At 29.2% G+C, this 18,724-nt stretch carries 18 protein-coding genes; 8 read left to right on the top strand and 10 right to left on the bottom strand.

Translation table 11 applies throughout. The features are described 5' to 3' along the window. Positions 1 to 245 precede the first annotated feature (245 nt). The 10 genes from L21TH_RS12725 to dnaA all read right to left on the bottom strand — a co-directional run bounded on the left by L21TH_RS12725 (position 246) and on the right by dnaA (position 11,631). Positions 246 to 1,031 (bottom strand): SigB/SigF/SigG family RNA polymerase sigma factor, encoded by a 786-nt coding sequence (locus L21TH_RS12725; protein ID WP_006317208.1) that lies wholly within the window; start codon positions 1,029 to 1,031, stop codon positions 246 to 248. After that, entirely contained in the window at positions 1,031 to 1,465 is a 435-nt protein-coding gene (locus tag L21TH_RS12720; protein ID WP_006317207.1) for an ATP-binding protein, read from the bottom strand. Before L21TH_RS12720 ends, L21TH_RS12725 begins: the two co-directional genes overlap by 1 nt. A gap of 18 nt (positions 1,466 to 1,483) precedes the next feature. Then, positions 1,484 to 1,798, bottom strand: coding sequence for an STAS domain-containing protein (locus tag L21TH_RS12715; protein WP_006317203.1), 315 nt, complete (start codon positions 1,796 to 1,798; stop codon positions 1,484 to 1,486). A gap of 491 nt (positions 1,799 to 2,289) precedes the next feature. Continuing rightward, a complete protein-coding gene (gene gyrA, locus L21TH_RS12710) occupies positions 2,290 to 4,722 on the bottom strand; it encodes a DNA gyrase subunit A (protein WP_006317201.1) in 2,433 nt (810 codons plus the stop codon). A gap of 158 nt (positions 4,723 to 4,880) precedes the next feature. Next, the gene (gene gyrB, locus L21TH_RS12705; RefSeq protein ID WP_006317200.1) at positions 4,881 to 6,794 is read right to left on the bottom strand and encodes a DNA topoisomerase (ATP-hydrolyzing) subunit B; all 1,914 of its coding nucleotides are present in this window, start codon (positions 6,792 to 6,794) and stop codon (positions 4,881 to 4,883) included. A 172-nt stretch (positions 6,795 to 6,966) separates the two neighbouring features. Next, on the bottom strand, positions 6,967 to 7,254 hold the full coding sequence (remB, locus tag L21TH_RS12700; protein ID WP_006317199.1) for an extracellular matrix regulator RemB: 288 nt from the start codon (positions 7,252 to 7,254) through the stop codon (positions 6,967 to 6,969). Between the two features lie 27 nt (positions 7,255 to 7,281). Continuing rightward, the gene (gene recF / locus L21TH_RS12695; RefSeq protein ID WP_006317198.1) at positions 7,282 to 8,397 is read right to left on the bottom strand and encodes a DNA replication/repair protein RecF; all 1,116 of its coding nucleotides are present in this window, start codon (positions 8,395 to 8,397) and stop codon (positions 7,282 to 7,284) included. A 147-nt stretch (positions 8,398 to 8,544) separates the two neighbouring features. After that, positions 8,545 to 8,757 carry a S4 domain-containing protein YaaA gene (gene yaaA, locus L21TH_RS12690; RefSeq protein WP_006317197.1) on the bottom strand — a complete coding sequence of 71 codons (213 nt, stop codon included), beginning with the start codon at positions 8,755 to 8,757 and terminating at the stop codon, positions 8,545 to 8,547. Between the two features lie 194 nt (positions 8,758 to 8,951). Then, the gene (dnaN, locus tag L21TH_RS12685) at positions 8,952 to 10,058 is read right to left on the bottom strand and encodes a DNA polymerase III subunit beta (RefSeq protein ID WP_006317196.1); all 1,107 of its coding nucleotides are present in this window, start codon (positions 10,056 to 10,058) and stop codon (positions 8,952 to 8,954) included. A gap of 235 nt (positions 10,059 to 10,293) precedes the next feature. Then, on the bottom strand, positions 10,294 to 11,631 hold the full coding sequence (dnaA, locus tag L21TH_RS12680) for a chromosomal replication initiator protein DnaA (RefSeq protein WP_006317194.1): 1,338 nt from the start codon (positions 11,629 to 11,631) through the stop codon (positions 10,294 to 10,296). 605 nt (positions 11,632 to 12,236) lie between these two features. Between dnaA and rpmH the strand changes: the two genes are divergently transcribed. From rpmH to rsmG, 8 genes are all read left to right on the top strand, one after another. Further along, positions 12,237 to 12,371: a 50S ribosomal protein L34 gene (gene rpmH, locus L21TH_RS12675; protein ID WP_006317193.1), complete on the top strand. Its 135-nt coding sequence runs from the start codon at positions 12,237 to 12,239 to the stop codon at positions 12,369 to 12,371. A 74-nt stretch (positions 12,372 to 12,445) separates the two neighbouring features. Beyond that, positions 12,446 to 12,790 (top strand): ribonuclease P protein component, encoded by a 345-nt coding sequence (gene rnpA / locus L21TH_RS12670; RefSeq protein WP_006317192.1) that lies wholly within the window; start codon positions 12,446 to 12,448, stop codon positions 12,788 to 12,790. Positions 12,791 to 12,792: 2 nt separating this feature from the next. Next, positions 12,793 to 13,002, top strand: a complete 210-nt coding sequence (gene yidD, locus L21TH_RS12665; RefSeq protein WP_006317191.1) for a membrane protein insertion efficiency factor YidD — start codon at positions 12,793 to 12,795, stop codon at positions 13,000 to 13,002. Between the two features lie 14 nt (positions 13,003 to 13,016). Beyond that, on the top strand, positions 13,017 to 13,817 hold the full coding sequence (locus tag L21TH_RS12660; protein ID WP_006317190.1) for a YidC/Oxa1 family membrane protein insertase: 801 nt from the start codon (positions 13,017 to 13,019) through the stop codon (positions 13,815 to 13,817). 1 nt (position 13,818) lies between these two features. Next, the gene (jag, locus tag L21TH_RS12655) at positions 13,819 to 14,445 is read left to right on the top strand and encodes an RNA-binding cell elongation regulator Jag/EloR (protein WP_006317188.1); all 627 of its coding nucleotides are present in this window, start codon (positions 13,819 to 13,821) and stop codon (positions 14,443 to 14,445) included. Positions 14,446 to 14,574: 129 nt separating this feature from the next. Then, positions 14,575 to 15,957: a tRNA uridine-5-carboxymethylaminomethyl(34) synthesis GTPase MnmE gene (gene mnmE / locus L21TH_RS12650; RefSeq protein WP_006317187.1), complete on the top strand. Its 1,383-nt coding sequence runs from the start codon at positions 14,575 to 14,577 to the stop codon at positions 15,955 to 15,957. A 48-nt stretch (positions 15,958 to 16,005) separates the two neighbouring features. Further along, a complete protein-coding gene (mnmG, locus tag L21TH_RS12645; protein WP_006317186.1) occupies positions 16,006 to 17,916 on the top strand; it encodes a tRNA uridine-5-carboxymethylaminomethyl(34) synthesis enzyme MnmG in 1,911 nt (636 codons plus the stop codon). Continuing rightward, entirely contained in the window at positions 17,909 to 18,625 is a 717-nt protein-coding gene (gene rsmG, locus L21TH_RS12640; protein ID WP_006317185.1) for a 16S rRNA (guanine(527)-N(7))-methyltransferase RsmG, read from the top strand. The genes mnmG and rsmG overlap by 8 nt, the downstream gene beginning before the upstream one ends. The last annotated feature ends 99 nt before the right edge of the window (positions 18,626 to 18,724 follow it).

The raw sequence follows: 18,724 nt of genomic DNA, 5'->3' as shown, positions 1-18,724 counted from the left end.
CAATTTTCAAAGTCCTAATTTGTTTGTCGGCTTTTGCTGCCGACTCTTAATATGTTATCATATCAAAAGTAATTTGTCAAGAAGTTTTTTGTTTTTTATAACTTTAATTGTTTCGCCGTATCCCTGACGACTCTTAAAACTATACCAGATTTTTTATTACTTGTCAACACTTTTTCTATTTTTTTGTTAACTTTTTTATTATATTATATATATCTCTAATTATCTATATATTAATCCTCTATTTTTTAATCATAAACTTTCTGCAATTCATTTCTAATTTTATTTATAACTTTCTTCTGCATTCTTGAAACTGTCATCTGAGATACCCCTAATTCTTTAGCTATTTGTACCTGTGATTTTTTCTTAAAGTATCTATCCTTTAATATTTTCTTTTCAATCTCATCTAATTTATCGATAGCTCTTGTTAAAAAATCTCTGTTTTCTATTTTATCAAAGTATTCATCATGTTCACCTATTAAATCAGCTAATCTTAAATCTTTGTCTTCACCTTCTGAGTCATAACTCATATCCAATGATTGAGGTGTATATACTTTACTGGCTTCCATAGCTTCTAATATTTCTTCTTCTGTAGAATTTAAATACTCAGCTATATCTTTTACTGTAGGAGTCTTTTGTAACTCCTGACTAAGCATAACTTTAGCATTGTTTATCTTTTTTGAAAGTTCTTGTATTCTCCTTGGAACCCTTATTGACCATCCTTTATCTCTAAAATACTTCTTTATTTCTCCTATAATTGTGGGAGTAGCAAAACTTGAGAATTCATAACCTTTATCAACATCGTATCTATCAACAGCATATATAAGTCCTATACATGCTACTTGATATATATCTTCATAATCTATCCCTTTATTTGCATACTTTTTTGCTAATATCTCTGCTATATATAAATATTCATTTATTAATTTTTCTCTTAATTCTGAGTCTTTAGTTTCTTTATACTTTTTAAATAGCTCCATATTATTTTTCTTTTTTGTTTTAGTTTTTTTAACTTCACTTGATAGGTTTGACATTAATTACCGACTCCTATCTTTTTAGTCATTTTTATTTCAAAATTAGTTCCATTCTCTAAACATTCAACTTCATCCATTAATGCTTGTATAATAAATAATCCTAATTTTGCTTCCTCTTGCTCCTCGATACTATTTAAATTTTCATTTCTTGTTACATCTTCACATATTTTCTCTCCTGTATTTGTTACAGTAATACATAATTTGTCTGTATATATATTAAATTCTATATCAAAATTCATATTATCATTTTTTAATCCATTTCTAATTATATTAGTACAAACTTCTGCTACTGCTACTTTTATATCTTCTATTTCTTCAATATTAAATCCTATTCTACTTGCAATAGCTGAAGCTGTTAATCTAACTACACTAACATATTCAGGTTTATTTGGAATACTAAGTTTAATTAAATCTTCTCTATCTTCTAATTTCATTTAATACCCACTCCTTATTCACTTGATTTGAAATACTTTATTTAATCCCGTAATATCAAATAGTTTATTAATATTTGGCTTAATATTTGTTAAAAATACAGTCTTCTGGTTTTCTTTTGCCTTTTTCAAAGCACTAATTAAAACACCAAGGCCTGTACTATCTATATAATCTAGTTTTTCACCATCCACTACTATGTCTATGTTCTTTTTTTCAATCAAATCTAATAAAGTTTCTTTAAACTCTGGAGACGTATATATATCAATTTCACCTATTGGTTTTATAATCCAACAATTTTTATTTTCATCATAGTTTTTAATAATTTTTAATGCCATAGTATAACCCCTTTCGTAATTATTTTTATCCAGTATTTTCAATCCCTAGTTATATACTATAATATCTTTTAATGTATGTAAACTTCATTTTTAGAGTAATTTCTAGAAACGTGCAAATGGCTAGATTTACGTTAATTTATACGTCTATAGAACAAAATCGACTAAAGTCGATTTGTTAGTTAGTGGTTCGTTGTTAGTAGTTAGTAGCTTTTGATTCAGTTCTTAGTTCTCAGGAGGATATTGGAAAAAATTAGGCTATTCGCTGTTCGCCTTTCGCTTTTCAATAATAATTTTACAAATATTCTCTCTGCCTTTAAAACTTATATTTAACTTAATTACAATCTATACAGTAAATTACTTTCTTAGATAATAAAAAAGAGCTAGGATAACCCTAGCCCTAACATCTAGCCATTATTATTTGTTTTATTCGTCCTTTTTCACGTCAACATGTACGTCTTCTTTTACGTTTCCTTTTACGTTTTTTCTCTGTATTATTCCTCTTCCTCTGCTACAACTTTAGCTATTGACACAACTTTATCCTCTTTATCTAATCTCATTAAAGTAACTCCTGAGGTACTTCTACCCATTTTAGATACGCCTGATACTCTAAGTCTAATTATAGAACCTGCTTGACTAATTAGCATTACTTCATCATCTTCTTTAACTACTTTAGCAGCTGATATATTACCTGTTCTAGATTTAATATTATAAGTTTTTATACCCTTTCCAGCTCTTGTCTGTGTTCTATACTCATCTAATGATGTTCTCTTACCGTAACCTTTTTCACTTACTACTAATAAATCGTCACCTTCTTCTACTAAACTCATATCAACAATACTATCACCTTTATTTAATGTAATAGCTTTAACTCCCATAGCTGTTCTGCCCATTTCTCTTACGTCACCTTCATTAAATCTAATAGCCATTCCATGAGCTGTAACGATTATAAGGTCATTTTCTCCTGTAGTCCTTTTAACACTAATTAATTCATCATCTTCTTTTAGATTTATTGCTATAAGCCCATTCTTTCTTGACGTATCAAATTTATCTAGTTGTGTTTTCTTAATTGTCCCATGTTTAGTTAAAAGAACTAAATAACTTTTTTTATTAAATTCATTTATAGGAATTACTGCTGTTATTTTTTCATTCGGTTCTAATTGAAGTAAGTTAACTATAGCTGTTCCCTTTGACTGTCTTCTTGCTTCTGGGATTTCATAAGCTTTCATTCTATAAACTTTACCTGCATTTGTAAAGAACAATAGATAATCATGTGTTGATGTTATAAACAAGTGTTCCACGAAATCCTCTTCTCTTGTAGTTATACCGATGACACCTTTTCCACCTCTTTTTTGAAGTTTATAAGTGTCTTCAGGCATTCTCTTTATATATCCAAAATGAGTTAAAGTTATTGCTACTCTTTGTTCTTCTATCATATCTTCAATATCTATTTCATCAGCTTCTGGTACTATTTCTGTTCTTCTTTCATCATTGTATTTTTCTTTTATTTCTAATAATTCTTCTTTTACTATTTGATAAATTAGTCTTTCATTAGCTAATATTTCTCTATATTTGTTTATAAGTTTTATTAAGTTTTCATATTCTTCTTCTATTTTTTCTCTCTCTAAACCAGTAAGCTTTTGTAATCTCATATCTAATATAGCTTGAGCTTGTTTATCAGTTAGCTTGAAGTTATTCATTAACCCTTCTTTAGCTTCTTTTACTGATTTAGATTTTCTAATTAAGCTTATAACTGCATCAATATTATCTAAAGCTATTTTTAATCCTTCAAGAATATGGGCTCTAGCCTCTGCTTTATTTAAATCATATTGAGTTCTTCTCGTTATAACTTCCTTTTGATGCTCTAAATAGTATTTTAGCATCTGTCTTAAATTTAATACCTTAGGTTCTCCGTTAACTAATGCAATCATAATAATACTAAATGTATCTTGAAGCTGTGTATATTTATATAGATTATTTAATACAATGTTAGGATTAACATCTCTTTTTAGCTCAATTACTATTCTCATTCCATTTCTATCTGATTCATCTCTTAAGTCTGATATACCTTCTATTTTTTTATCTCTAACTAAATTTGCAATTTTTTCAATAAGACGTGCCTTGTTTACTTGATAAGGTAGCTCTGTCACAATTATTCTATATTTTGACTTGTTTACTTGCTCAATTGTAGTTTTGGCCCTTACCTTAACTCTACCCCTACCAGTTTTATAAGCTGATTTAATATTGTCTATTCCCATTATCGTTGCTCCAGTAGGGAAATCAGGTCCTTTTATATGCTTCATTATAGTTTCGATATCTGCATCTGGATTATCTATTAATTCGACCGCTCCATCTATTACTTCCCCTAAATTGTGTGGTGGAATTGAACTAGCCATACCTACTGCTATACCAGAAGAGCCATTTACTAAAAGATTAGGGAATTTACTTGGAAGTACAACTGGCTCTTTTAATGTTTCATCAAAGTTTGGTCTATAATTAACTGTTTCTTTGTTGATATCCCTTAATAACTCTGTAGTTATTTTAGCCATTCTTGCCTCAGTATAACGCATTGCCGCAGCACCATCGCCGTCTATAGAACCAAAGTTACCATGTCCATCAACTAGTTGATATCTAGTAGAGAAATCTTGAGCTAATCTTACCATAGCATCATAAACTGCAGAATCTCCATGTGGATGGTATTTACCTAGAACGTCCCCAACTATACGTGCTGATTTTCTATGGGGTTTATCTGGAGTTAATCCTAATTCATTCATTGCATAAAGTATTCTTCTGTGAACAGGCTTTAATCCGTCTCTTACGTCAGGTAAAGCTCTACTTACAATTACTGTCATAGCATAGTCAAGATAGGATTTTCTCATCTCTTCCTCTATATCTATAGGCAATATTCTTTCCTTATCTTTACTCATCTATATATATCCTCCTCGTGTTATTGTAATCCATAATCATAACAACTTTATCAACATTATGATTATAAGCTTTTACCATATAAAAATCAAATTGTATAAATTTGGTTCTATTTATCCATAAACCAACTTTAAGAAGCGGCCTTTTACGGCCGCCTTATTTATATATCTAGGTTCTGAACATACTTAGCATTTTCTTGAATAAACTCTCTTCTTGGTTTAACTTTATCTCCCATTAAAATAGTAAATATTTCGTCTGCCGCTACTGCATCTTCAACTGTTACTTGAAGTAAAATTCTATTTTCTGGATTCATAGTAGTTTCCCAAAGCTGTTCAGGATTCATCTCTCCAAGACCTTTGTATCTTTGTATGCTATATCCACTTCTACCTATTTCATTTAATATTTTATCTAATTCCTTATCATTATAGGCATAGTATTCAGCTTTACCTTTTTTAACCTTGTATAGTGGCGGTTGTGCTATATAAACATGTCCTTGTTCTACTAATGGTCTCATATATCTATAGAAGAATGTTAACAATAATGTTCTAATGTGGGCACCATCAACATCGGCATCGGTCATGATTACTATTTTTCCGTATCTTAGTTTTTCAATATTAAATTCTTCTCCTATTCCACATCCGAAAGCCGTTATCATAGCTTTTATTTCTTCAAAATTTAATATTCTATCTAATCTAGCTTTTTCTACATTCATTATCTTACCTCTTAAAGGTAGTATAGCTTGTATTCTTCTATCTCTACCTTGTTTAGCTGAACCACCTGCAGAATCACCCTCAACTAGGAATACCTCAGAAATTGATGCATCTCTTTCTGAACAATCTGCTAATTTTCCTGGAAGTGAAGAGTTCTCTAATACATTTTTTCTTCTTGTAAGTTCTCTCGCTTTTCTAGCTGCTTCTCTAGCTCTCGCTGCTTTTAATGACTTATCTATAATAATTTTAGATTCTTTAGGATTTTCTTCTAAAAATCTATCTACAGCTTCACTAACTAAAGTTTCTACTATTCCCCTCATTTCACTATTACCTAGCTTAGTCTTAGTCTGTCCTTCAAATTGAGGTTCTGGAAGCTTAACAGATAAAACTGCAGTTAGTCCTTCTCTAATATCTTCGCCCGAAAGATTTTTATCTTTTTCCTTTAAAATACCATTTTTTCTAGCATAATCATTTATAATTCTAGTTAATGCACTTTTAAATCCACTTAAGTGTGTTCCACCTTCATGTGTATTTATATTGTTAGCAAAGCTAAATATGTTTTCACTATAGTCTTTTGTATACTGCATAGCTAATTCTACTACACAGTTATCTTTTTCACCTTCAAAGTAAATTATCTGATTATGAATAGGATCTCTATTTCTATTTAAATGCTCAACAAAGGCTTTTATTCCACCTTCGAAATAAAATTCTTTCTTTTTATCTGCTCTTTTATCTTCTATAGTTATTTTTATTCCTTTATTTAAAAAAGCTAACTCTCTCAATCTATGTTCAAGTGTTTCATATTTGAAATTAATATCTTCAAAAATTAAATGATCTGGTTTAAATGTTATAATAGTTCCTGTACTGTCAGCTTCGCCTATAACTTGAAGCTCTGTCTTTGTTATACCTCTTTCAAATTTTTGATAATATTCTTTACCATTTCTCTTTACCTTTACTTCTAACCATTCCGATAAAGCATTAACAACTGATACACCTACACCATGTAATCCACCAGAAACCTTATAAGCACTATTATCAAATTTACCACCAGCATGAAGTACAGTTAAAACTGTTTCAACAGTAGATTTGCCTGTTTTAGGATGAATTCCAACTGGAATACCACTACCATTATCTATAACTGTAACAGAACCATCTTCGTTAATACATACACTTATTGTGTCACAAACTCCGGCTAAAGCTTCATCTATACTGTTATCTACTATCTCATAAACTAAATGATGTAATCCCTTAGGGCCAGTACTTCCTATATACATACCTGGTCTTTTTCTAACAGGCTCTAATCCTTCTAGTACTTGTATCTGTTCTGCACCATAATTCCTTTGATTTTGTTTTTCTTCTGCCATCTAATGTCCCCCAATCTATTTAGAAGTATATTTTCATTATTGTCTCATATATACCATTAATATTTTAACCTATTAAAAGTTTAAATAACAGTAATTGTCACATTTTTAACTAGATTAATGTATAAATAAGCCTAAAAAACTATCTATCATAATATTTTTTAGTATAAACATACTATATTTTTTTCATAAAATTAGCTCTTTTATATAAAGTAGTAGATGATATATTAGAGCAATATATTATACTTTTTCTTATCTTTTCTCCAGTGTTTTTATCCTTTTCTATCCTTTCAGTTATAATATAGGATTTTATATTATCGTTAACAATATTATATATAAAACCTTCTTCTTCGGCTATTTTAAAGAAATCCCTTGTATCTTGTGAGCCTAATGAATCAGCATCTACTATAGCTATTATATCTTTAAGTGGTATAACTAAATCCTTACCTAGATGTAGAAACATTATATCCCTCCTTACTAGGGAATATATTTATTTTTTTAGCTTTACTTTACCCTTGTTGATATAAAAAGTACTTTTTTCATTTTTAGTTATTCCTTTAAATTCTATATCATCTGTTGAAGTTATTATTGTTTGTATATTTTTAAAAGCTGATAATAAAAAACTTCTTCTGTTGTAATCAAGTTCAGATAATACATCATCTAATAATAAAACAGGATATTCACCAACCTCATTTTTTATCAGCTGTACTTCTGCTAATTTAAGTGACAATGCGGCTGTTCTTTGTTGTCCTTGAGAACCAAAAACTCTACAATCTACACCATCTATTAAAATTTTTATATCATCTCTATGTGGACCTATAGTTGTAGTTCCTCTTTCTATATCTTTGTCTAAATTTTTCTCAAGCTCATTTAAAAACTTTTGTTTTATTTCTTGCTTGTTCCAAGAATTATCTATATTTAAAGAGCTCATATATCTTAAAGATAAATTTTCTAAATCCCCTGTTATTTTTTTATGAATATTATTTGAGATTATAGACATATTCTCTAAAAAACCAATTCTGCTTATAATTATCTGAGAACCTAAATCTGCCAATTGTTCATTCCATACCTCTATAATTTTACCTTTTTTTCTATCATTTTGCATTATTTTTAATAAATTATTTCTTTGAATTAATATTTTTTTATATCTGTTTATATTGTACCTATACTTAGGCTTTATTTGAGAAATTTCGTTATTCAAAAAATCTCTTCTCTGTGAAGGACCTTCTTTAACTAACTTTAAATCTTCAGGTGAAAAAATAACAACATTTAGTACTCCTATTATATCTGATACTTTATCTAATTCAACACTGTTTACTTTAACTCTCTTTGGCTTATTTTTTTCAAATTTTATTTCAATCATTTTGTTTATATTATTCTTTTCTAGCTCTAAGCCAATATATGCTTGTTCCTCATTTAAATTTATTAACTCTTTATCTCTATTAGTTCTATATGACTTGCCAGCTGAAGCTATATATATTGATTCAAGTAAATTAGTCTTTCCTTGAGCATTATTACCTAAGAACAAATTTAATTTATTATTTAAAGTGATATCTAAAGTGTGATAGTTTCTAAAATTTATAAGTCTAATCCTTTTAACATGCACATATAGCACTCCTTAAATACAAGTGTCTAAATACTGATTTTTCTATTTTGACTTTAAAATTAATTTACAAAAACTATATATATTATACCATTTATATAGTACCACAACAAACATGTGTTCTAAATGGGTCCGTAATAACTAGCTACCTTATTTTACCACATAAATATCTCCATTACTCACTTCAACTTTATCTCCACTTTTTATTTTTTTTCCTCTTTGCAATGTTACTTCACCATTTACCTTTATTTGTCCATCTTGTATTAAAAGCTTAGCTTGACCTCCAGAACCAACTATATTTACATATTTAAGGAATTGGTCTAATTTTATATATTCAGTATCAATACTGACTTCCTTTATCATTCTTATCCTCCTTTTTATTGTATAAGTAAAATATATTTATTTTATAGCTTGTAATTAAGTCAAATAGAGTCGTTCCAAGTTACCAGTTCCCTATCTAGTACCCTGTACCAAGTACCTAGAGTACCTAAATGCAGCTTTTGCTGCCTTTTTATCATACATAGTAAGAGCACCTAAAATTAGGTGCTGAATAAACTTTAGGCTTCCTCTATTAAACGTACAGGTAAAACTAAATATGTGTAACTATCATCGTCCACAGGCTTAATGATACATGGATTAACACTGCTAACTAAATTCATGTATATTTCTTCACTATCTATTACTCTAATAGCGTCTAGTATATATTTAGAGTTGAATCCTATTTTAATATCGTTTCCTTCTAAATCTATATCAATATTTTCTACTACATTACCTATATCTGAATTAGATGTAATAGTCATTCCTTCATCTGATATATCAAATTTTACTAGATTATTTTTACCTTCTCTTGCAAGTAATGAAGCTCTTTCTATACTTTCTTGTATATCCTTAGTTTTTACTTTAACCCTAGATTTATATTCATTTCTTATAATATCTTTATAATTAATGAATTCGCCTTCTAATAACCTTGATATGATTACAGAATGACCTAAGTCAAATAATACATGACTTGAAGTAAACATTATTGTAACATCACTATCATCATCTTCTAATATTTTGTTTACTTCATTTAATGTTTTGCTTGGGATTACTACTTTAATATCATTATTACAATCTATTGAAGTAGTTTTTACAGCTAATCTATAACCATCTAAAGCAACCAAACTAGCTTTACCGTTATTTACTTCTAATAATGCACCTGTTAATATTGGTTTTATTTCATCTTGTGCTGCTGCAAAAACTGTTTGTCTAATCATATTCTTTAATAAGTCTTTTGGAATTTTAAAGGAAATATCATCATTAATTTTTGGTAATTCAGGATATTCCATAGCTGGTTGACCTAATATATTAAAATCAGAGTGTCCACAGCTAATATGAACCTTATTATCATCATTAACTTCTATAACAATATCTAAATTAGGTAACTTTCTTATTATATCACCGAATATTTTAGATGGTATTACTATTGTTCCAGATTCTATAACTTCACAATCTATATAAGTTTCAATTCCTATTTCTAAATCAGTACCTGTAAGTTTTAATTTATTTTTTTTAGTTTCTATAAGAATACCATTTAAGATAGGTAATGTTGTTTTTGAAGTAATAGCTTTTTGTACTGTACCAACTGCTTTAGATAATTCTTTTTGATTAACTTTAACTTTCAATTGTGGATAACCTCCTTTTGAGTTTTAATATATAAATAAAAAACTCAACTTAGTAGTAATAGTAATAGTACACGTTGATATGTGGATAAGTGGTTTTTTAGGTTTAAATACACACAATAAAGCTTGTGCATAAATTGTTAACATGTTAAGTAAAATTATCCACATATTAAGGTTAATGCTTTAATAAAAAAATTATCAACAATTAACTAACAAAGGATTAACAAAATATTGTTGATTATATTCCTTTAATTTCGTTAATTAAACTTTCTATTTTTAACTTGAATTCAGTATCTTTTTCTATATCTTTAGATATTTTTTCACAAGCATGAATTACTGTAGTATGGTCTCTACCTCCGAATTCATCACCTATTTTAGGTAAAGATAGGTCAGTTAACTCTCTACTTAAATACATTGCAATTTGTCTTGGGTATGCAATTGCTCTAGTTCTTTTCTTAGAGTTGAAATCTTCCATTTTGATACTATAGTGTTTACTTACTATTTCTTTTATTAGTTTAACATTTATTTGCTTTGGTTTATTATTTGAAATAATATCCTTTAATGCTTCTTTTGCTAGCTCAACAGTAACTTCTTTATTAGTTAAAGAAGAAAATGCCACTATTCTAATAAGAGCACCTTCTAGTTCCCTAATATTTGATTGAATTTTATTAGCAATATAAAGCATAACATCATTAGGTACATCAATATTTTCAACTTTAGCTTTTTTTCTCAATATAGCTATTCTAGTTTCTAAATCAGGAGGCTGAATATCAGCTATTAGTCCCCATTCAAACCTAGATCTAAGACGGTCTTCAAGAGTAGGAATTTCTTTAGGAGGCCTATCACTAGAAATAATTATCTGTTTATTAGCTTCATGTAGAGCATTAAAGGTATGGAAAAACTCTTCTTGGGTTCTTTCCTTACCTGCAATAAATTGAATATCGTCAATAAGTAAAACATCTACGTTTCTATATTTATTTCTGAATTCAACGTTTCTATCATCTCTTATTGAGTTGATTAGCTCATTTGTAAACTTTTCAGATGAAACATACACGACATTAGCTTTAGGATTTTGATTAAGTATGTAGTGTCCAATGGCGTGCATCAAGTGAGTTTTACCTAATCCTACACCTCCGTATATAAAAAGAGGGTTATATGCTTTAGCTGGAGCTTCAGCAACTGCCAATGATGCAGCATGGGCAAATCTATTACTATTGCCGATTACAAAAGTATCGAATGTATACTTTGGATTTAATTGACTTCTTGAAGATGAGTTATCAATGATTTCACTTTGAACAGTTTGTCCAACATCAGTTACTACCTCTTCACCTGGTATAACGAACTTTATAGAAAAGCTTTTATTAGTAACTTGTTTAATTGCATTTTTTATTAAAGTTAGATATCTTGCTTCTAAAATACCCTTTGTAAACTCATTAGGAGCTCCTAATATAATTTGAGCATCATCTATTGATATAGGGTCTATAGTTTTTAGCCAAGTATTAAAACTTACTTCAGTCAATTCAGTTTTTATTAAGTTTAAGGCCTTGGTCCAAACTTCTTCTAGGTTTAAACTCATTTTTTTCCCTCCTATCTATCAAAATTATCGTCAATATATGGAAAAAATATAACAAAATATTTATATTTCATATAAAAGAAAATTTAATCTACATGATTATCCACAGATTAAGTAGATAACATAAAGATATTTTTGCATAAAATATATTCACAAGGTCATTATATAAAATGTGGATATTTTGTTGAGTAAGTTGATTATAAACAAAAAAATAAAAAAGACAACAGCTTATCCACAATATGTGTAAAAAAGGAATGTTTATAAATTTACATAGTAAATTTGGTAATTTTGAGAAAAAAATAATAAAATTATAATGTTATTCACAACTTTATACACAGTGTGTGGATAACTAATGAATATGTAGATAAATAATCCACATGCTGTATAAATAATATCAAAAAAAATAAGAATTATCAACAACTATATAAAATATCCACAACAATAACATATGTGGAATAAGAATTATCAACAAATTAGTTTTTGAAATTAATTAACTTGACATTGTGATGTCTAATTAATATAATCTTTAGTAGTGTCTGTTTTTTGAGTGATGGAAAAAACTATTAAATATAGATAGAATCTGACGAAAGTTGAAGGGGGTGTAGCAAATGAAAAGAACATATCAACCAAAAAAGAGACAAAGAAAGAAAGAACATGGTTTCAGAAAGAGAATGAAAACTAGATCAGGTAGAAAGGTTCTAAAAAGACGTAAGAGAAAAGGTAGAAAAAGATTGTCAGCATAAGGCCGCATACAGTGGCCTTTTTGTTCAATTTAAGGAATATTTAAGGCATAGTAATAATTTAAGGAGCAATTGGAATGAATAAAAAATATAGGCTAAGGAGTAATAAAGAATTTAAAAGAGTATATAAAAAAGGAAAATCTTTAGCCAATAGATATCTAGTAATGTTTTATATAAAAAATCCGTATAACTATAATAGAGTAGGTTTTACTGTAACGAAGAAATTAGGAAAAGCAGTTGTTAGAAATAAAGTGAGAAGAAGAATAAAAGAAGGATATAGGCTCAATGCAGACAAAGTTAAACAGGGATATGATATAATATTTTTATCAAGAGTAAATGCCAAGAATGCAGAGTATAAAGATTTAGAGAGAGCAATATTACACTTAATAAGAAAATCGGGTTTATTAAAAAAAGGTGAATAAATATGAAGAAAGTAGTAATAATGTTAATAAAATTGTATCAAAAATATATTTCAACCCTTACACCTAGAACTTGTAGATTTTATCCCACTTGCTCTCAATATTCAATAGAAGCAATAAAAAAGTATGGATTAATAAAGGGTGGATTTATTAGTATGAAAAGGATTGTAAGATGCAATCCCTTTAATCCCGGAGGATACGATCCGCTTAAATAAAAGGGGGTTTATAAATGGATTTATTCGCTAAACCAATAGGAGCATTAGTTCATCTATTATATAATGTAGTAAAAGTTTTTGATAGTCCGTATTTATCAGGTTATGCTATAGCAATTATTGTAGCAACAATTATACTAAAATTTGTATTATTACCACTTACCCTTAAACAAACAAAATCAATGAAAAAAATGCAAGAAATACAACCTAAAATTAAGGAAATACAAAAGAAATATAAAAATGATCCTCAGACGGCTCAAATGAAAACTATGGAGTTGTATAAAGAACATAATGTTAATCCATTTGGTGGATGTTTTCCATTATTAATACAGATGCCAATAATAATGGGGTTCTTTTATGTTCTTAGAGAACCAGTAAAATATATATTTAGTAATCAAGAACAAGTTTACGCAAATATTAATAAATCATTTTTATGGATAAAGGATTTAGGTTTTCCAGCTAATTATGTTGGAACAGGAGTTGAAAGTGGAGTTGGGTTACCTGAAGGAGTAATTAACGGATTATCATTAGGATTTAATATACCTTGGATAGGTAGTGCTTTACCAATTTTAGCTATTATAGCAGGACTAACGACTTATTTATCAACTAAAACTATGAATACTACAACTCAAGTAAATGATAAAGCACAAAGTCAACAGAATACAATGACTATGATAATGCCAATAATGATATTTTTCTTTGCTCTAAATTTCCCAGCAGGTTTAACTTTATATTGGGTAGTAAGTAATATATTCCAGTTAGTTCAGCAGTATCTTACTAATAGAGCTGTATATAAAGTTAAGGAGGAATCCAATTAATATGAGGTCGATAGTAAAGACTGGAAAGACTGTTAAAGAGGCTGTAGAAGAGGCTTTAAATGAACTTCAATTAGAAGAAGATGATGTGTCAATAGAAGTGCTGAATGAACCGAGTAAAGGATTTCTTGGGTTAATAGGAGCAAAGGATGCAAAGGTAAAAGTTACAGTAACAAATGACCCAGTTGAGATGGCTAATAATTTTCTAGAGATACTTTTTGCGAAGATGGAAATAAAAGCAGATTTCCAAATAACTAGAAAAGATAAAGATTTAAATATAGAAATTGAAAACGTTGATGAACGAGATAAAGGTATTATTATAGGTAAAAGGGGTAAGACTTTAGATGCACTACAATATTTAGTAAGTTTAGTAGTTAATAAAGATAGAGAAAAATATGTAAGAATTATATTAGATATAGAAAACTACAGACATAAAAGGGAACAAACCTTAATAAGATTAGCAAAGAAGATGGCCGCAAAATCTAAAGCACTAAATAAAAAAATAAAGCTAGAACCAATGAATCCTTATGAGAGAAGGATTATACACTCAGCTCTTCAAAATGACCCAAATATATTGACACATAGTGAAGGAGAAGAACCATTCAGAAGAGTAGTAATAGAAAGAAAATAGTGTATATTAAATAAACCCAGTAATAATACTGGGTTTATGTTATGTTTATAAGTGGATTTGGTATAATAATAAAGACAAACATATTATATATTGTATAATTGTGTGGGCTAAAGAAGAGAGGTGGAGAAGGTGAATAACGATACTATAGCAGCTATTGCTACAGCACCAGGAGAAGCAGGAATAGGTATAGTAAGAATAAGTGGTAATAATGCCATAGATATAGCAGATAAGCTTTTCAAAGGGAAAAGAGTTGAAAAGCTAAGTGAAGCAGAGCAAAGAAAGCTTACATACGGATACATAATAGACCCAAAAACGGGAGATAAAGTAGACGAAGTATTAGCAGTATATATGAAGGCTCCATATACCTATACTACAGAAGATGTAGTAGAAATTAATTGTCATGGAGGCTCTATTCCGGTAAGAAAAGTATTAGAATTAGTTTTAGAGAACGGTGCTAGAATGGCAGAAAGAGGAGAGTTTACTAAGAGAGCATTTCTAAATGGTAGAATTGATTTATCACAGGCTGAAGCTGTAATGGATTTAATCAGTGCGAAAACCGATACTAGTTATGATGTGTCTTTAAATCAACTAGAGGGTAAATTATCTAAAGAGGTACGAGAAATAAGAAATATATTATTGAATATGCTGGCCCATATAGAAGTTTCTATAGATTTTCCAGAAGAAGATATAGAGCAGGTTACTTATGAAGAGATAAAAAAACAAGGGCATGAAGTTTATGATAGAATAAAAAAGCTACTTGATACGGTTAATACAGGTAAAATACTTAGAGAGGGATTAAAAACAGTTATTTTAGGGAAGCCAAATGTAGGGAAATCATCTTTATTAAATTCATTACTTAGAGAAAATAGAGCTATTGTAACTGATGTACCTGGAACTACTAGAGATATAATTGAGGAATATATAAACATAAAAGGTATTCCTTTGAAATTAGTGGATACGGCAGGGATAAGACAAACAGAGGATATAGTAGAAAAGATAGGTGTAGAAAGAGCAAAGGAATTATTAAATACAGCAGATTTAGTTATTGCAGTTTTTGATGCATCTAGAGAATTGACAGAAGAAGATTTTCATGTAATGGAAACCATAAAAGATAAAAAGGCTATAGTATTATTAAACAAAACAGATTTACCAGTGAAGACAGATGAAAATGTAATTAGAGAAAAATTAGGAGATAAGGAAATAATAAAATCATCAATGGTTAAAGAAAAGGGAATTGACCAATTAGAAGAAACTTTAAGAGATATGTTCTTTGAAGGTGAAGTTAAAATATCCGATAATATTATAGTAACTAATGTTAGACATAGGGATTCACTATTAAAGGCAAGAAATAACATTCATGAGGCATTAGAAGCTATAGAATTAGGTATGACTTTAGACTGTATAGAAGTAGATGTTAAGGACTGCTGGAGTAACTTAGGTGAAATTACAGGAGATACAGTTTCAGAGGATATTATAGATAAGATATTTAAAGACTTCTGTATAGGGAAGTAGAGTAGGATGTAGGTTTAAGTGATTAAAAAACAAAGGAGGATTTGGTGTATGCAGAAGCCTAGAGAGTATTTTGCAGGTAGATATGATGTAGTAGTTATAGGTGCAGGACATTCAGGATGTGAAGCAGCTTTAGCACCTGCTAGGATGGGTATGAAAACTTTAATGCTAACTATGAGTCTTGATTCTGTTGCCTTAATGCCTTGTAACCCTTCTATAGGAGGAACAGGAAAAGGACATTTAGTTAGGGAAATAGATGCTTTAGGCGGGCAGATGGGACTTGCAATAGATAAGGCTATGATACAAAGTAGAATGTTAAATACTTCAAAAGGCCCAGCTGTACATTCTTTAAGAGCTCAAGCTGATAAGAAAAAGTATCAAACTATTATGAAGCAAATTTTAGAAGACGAAGAAAACTTGGATTTAGTACAGGGAGAAGCTGTAGATATATTAACTGAAAATGGAAAAATCACAGGTGTATTGACTAAAACTGGAGCTAGATATGATACAAAGTCTGTAATAATAGCTACAGGTACTTATCTTAAAGGAAGGATATATATTGGAGAATTTAATTATGAAGGAGGTCCTAGTGGATTATTCCCTTCAAATGATTTATCTCAGTCATTAAAAAGACTAGGAATAAAATTAAAGAGGTTTAAAACAGGTACTCCAGCTAGGGTACATAAGGATAGTATTGATTATAGTAAAACAGAAGTCCAACCTGGTGATGAAGAAATAGTACCATTTTCATTTTTAAACGATAAAATAAACATAGACCAAGTACCATGTTATTTAACATATACAACTGAAGAAACCCATGAAATAATAAAAAGTAACCTAGATAGGTCACCTATGTATGCAGGTGAAATGGAAAGTGTCGGTCCTAGATATTGTCCTTCTATTGAAGATAAAATAGTGAGATTTGCAGATAAGAACAGGCATCAAATTTTCATTGAGCCAGAGGGACTTGATACTAAAGAGATGTATGTACAAGGTATGTCTACAACATTACCTGAAGAAGTACAGATTAAAATGTATAGAAGTATACCAGGTTTAGAAAATGTTAAGATAATGAGAAGTGCCTATGCTATCGAATATGATTGTATAGATCCTACACAGCTAAAGAGATCATTAGAAATAAAGAACGTAGAAAATCTATTTTTCGCAGGACAAGTTAATGGGACATCGGGATATGAAGAAGCAGCTGCACAGGGTATTATTGCAGGAATAAATGCAGTTTTAAAGCTAAGAGGAGAAGAGTCTTTTATTTTAGATAGGTCAGAAGCTTATATAGGTGTGTTGATAGATGATTTAGTTACAAAGGGTACAAATGAGCCGTATAGAATGATGACATCAAGGGCTGAGTATAGACTTATATTAAGGCAAGATAATGCAGATTTAAGATTAACAGAGAAATCATATAAAATAGGCTTAGCTAGTAAAGAAAGATATGAGAAAGTAAAATATAAAAAAGAACAAATAGAAAAAGAACTAAAAAGACTTAAAAATATAGTAGTAACTCCTAAGAAAGAAGTTAGAGAGTTTTTAGAAAGCTTAAATAGTTCTCCTATAAAGGCTCCAACATCTTTATTTAATTTGATAAAGAGACCAGAGTTATCATATGACAGCTTAAAGGATTTAGATAAAGATAGACCTGATTTACCTAGAGAGATAAGAATGCAGGTAGAAATACAAATTAAATATGATGGCTATATTAAAAAACAATTAAAACAGATAGAGCAGTTTAAGAAAATGGAAAATAAAAAACTTCCAAAAGACATTGATTATGATGCTATCAAGGGTTTAAGATTAGAGGCTAGACAAAAATTAAATGATATTAAACCAGATTCAGTAGGGCAAGCATCAAGGATTTCGGGAGTTTCACCTGCAGATATTAATGTACTTTTAGTATATTTAGAGCAGCAAAAGCGATTAAAAAATAGGAGTGACAATAATGACTAATATGAACACTTTGATTGAGGGATTAGGAGAGCTTAGTATCCCTTTAGAGAATGAAAAAATAGATAAATTTGCTATTTATAAAGAACTTTTAAAGGAATGGAATAAAAAAATTAATATAACAGCAATCACTGATGATTCAGATATAGATGTAAAACACTTTATAGACAGTTTATCAGTATTAAAGACAGGTTTTGTAAAGGAAGGGTACAAGATAATTGATATTGGTACAGGTGGTGGATTTCCAGGATTACCTTTAAAAATAGCAAATCCTAGTCTTGAAGTAGTTTTACTTGATAGTTTAAATAAGAGAATTAAGTTTTTAAATGAAGTTATTGAAAATCTTGGGTTATCTAATATAACGGTAATTCATGGAAGAGCAGAAGACTATGGAAAAAAAGAAGAATATAGAGAAAAGTTTGATATAGCAGTATCTAGAGCTGTAGCTTCTTTAAATGTTTTATGTGAATATTGTTTACCCTTTGTTAAAGTAGGCGGATATTTTCTAGCAATGAAGGGACCAGAAATTTATGAAGAGATAGAAGATGCTAAAAAAGCATTGGATGTCTTAGGAGGAGTAGTAGAAGATAAATTTGATATAAAACTTCCATTTACAGATATAAAACATACTATATTAGTTATTAAAAAAGTAACAGAAACTCCGACAAAATATCCTAGAAAAGCAGGGAAGCCAACAAAAAGACCGCTTTAATAATTGAAAAATGCAGTATTTTGTAATACGAAAGTTTGATTTTTTTAATAATTTTTGAAGGAAAGAAGTAATTTTTAGAGAATAAGTTAAGGTAGAAGA

The organism is Caldisalinibacter kiritimatiensis, assembly GCF_000387765.1.
Classification (GTDB): domain Bacteria; phylum Bacillota; class Clostridia; order Tissierellales; family Caldisalinibacteraceae; genus Caldisalinibacter; species Caldisalinibacter kiritimatiensis.
Note: the sequence above shows the minus strand (reverse complement) of the source record. Positions and strands in the feature narration are given on the sequence as shown.

Coding starts and splice junctions, on each gene's coding strand:
- L21TH_RS12725 (WP_006317208.1), bottom strand. CDS start 1,031: ATGTCAAACCTATCAAGTGAAGTTAAAAAAACTAAAACAAAAAAGAAA.
- L21TH_RS12720 (WP_006317207.1), bottom strand. CDS start 1,465: ATGAAATTAGAAGATAGAGAAGATTTAATTAAACTTAGTATTCCAAAT.
- L21TH_RS12715 (WP_006317203.1), bottom strand. CDS start 1,798: ATGGCATTAAAAATTATTAAAAACTATGATGAAAATAAAAATTGTTGG.
- gyrA (WP_006317201.1), bottom strand. CDS start 4,722: ATGAGTAAAGATAAGGAAAGAATATTGCCTATAGATATAGAGGAAGAG.
- gyrB (WP_006317200.1), bottom strand. CDS start 6,794: ATGGCAGAAGAAAAACAAAATCAAAGGAATTATGGTGCAGAACAGATA.
- remB (WP_006317199.1), bottom strand. CDS start 7,254: ATGTTTCTACATCTAGGTAAGGATTTAGTTATACCACTTAAAGATATA.
- yaaA (WP_006317197.1), bottom strand. CDS start 8,757: ATGATAAAGGAAGTCAGTATTGATACTGAATATATAAAATTAGACCAA.
- dnaA (WP_006317194.1), bottom strand. CDS start 11,631: ATGAGTTTAAACCTAGAAGAAGTTTGGACCAAGGCCTTAAACTTAATA.
- rpmH (WP_006317193.1), top strand. CDS start 12,237: ATGAAAAGAACATATCAACCAAAAAAGAGACAAAGAAAGAAAGAACAT.
- rnpA (WP_006317192.1), top strand. CDS start 12,446: ATGAATAAAAAATATAGGCTAAGGAGTAATAAAGAATTTAAAAGAGTA.
- yidD (WP_006317191.1), top strand. CDS start 12,793: ATGAAGAAAGTAGTAATAATGTTAATAAAATTGTATCAAAAATATATT.
- L21TH_RS12660 (WP_006317190.1), top strand. CDS start 13,017: ATGGATTTATTCGCTAAACCAATAGGAGCATTAGTTCATCTATTATAT.
- jag (WP_006317188.1), top strand. CDS start 13,819: ATGAGGTCGATAGTAAAGACTGGAAAGACTGTTAAAGAGGCTGTAGAA.
- mnmG (WP_006317186.1), top strand. CDS start 16,006: ATGCAGAAGCCTAGAGAGTATTTTGCAGGTAGATATGATGTAGTAGTT.
- rsmG (WP_006317185.1), top strand. CDS start 17,909: ATGACTAATATGAACACTTTGATTGAGGGATTAGGAGAGCTTAGTATC.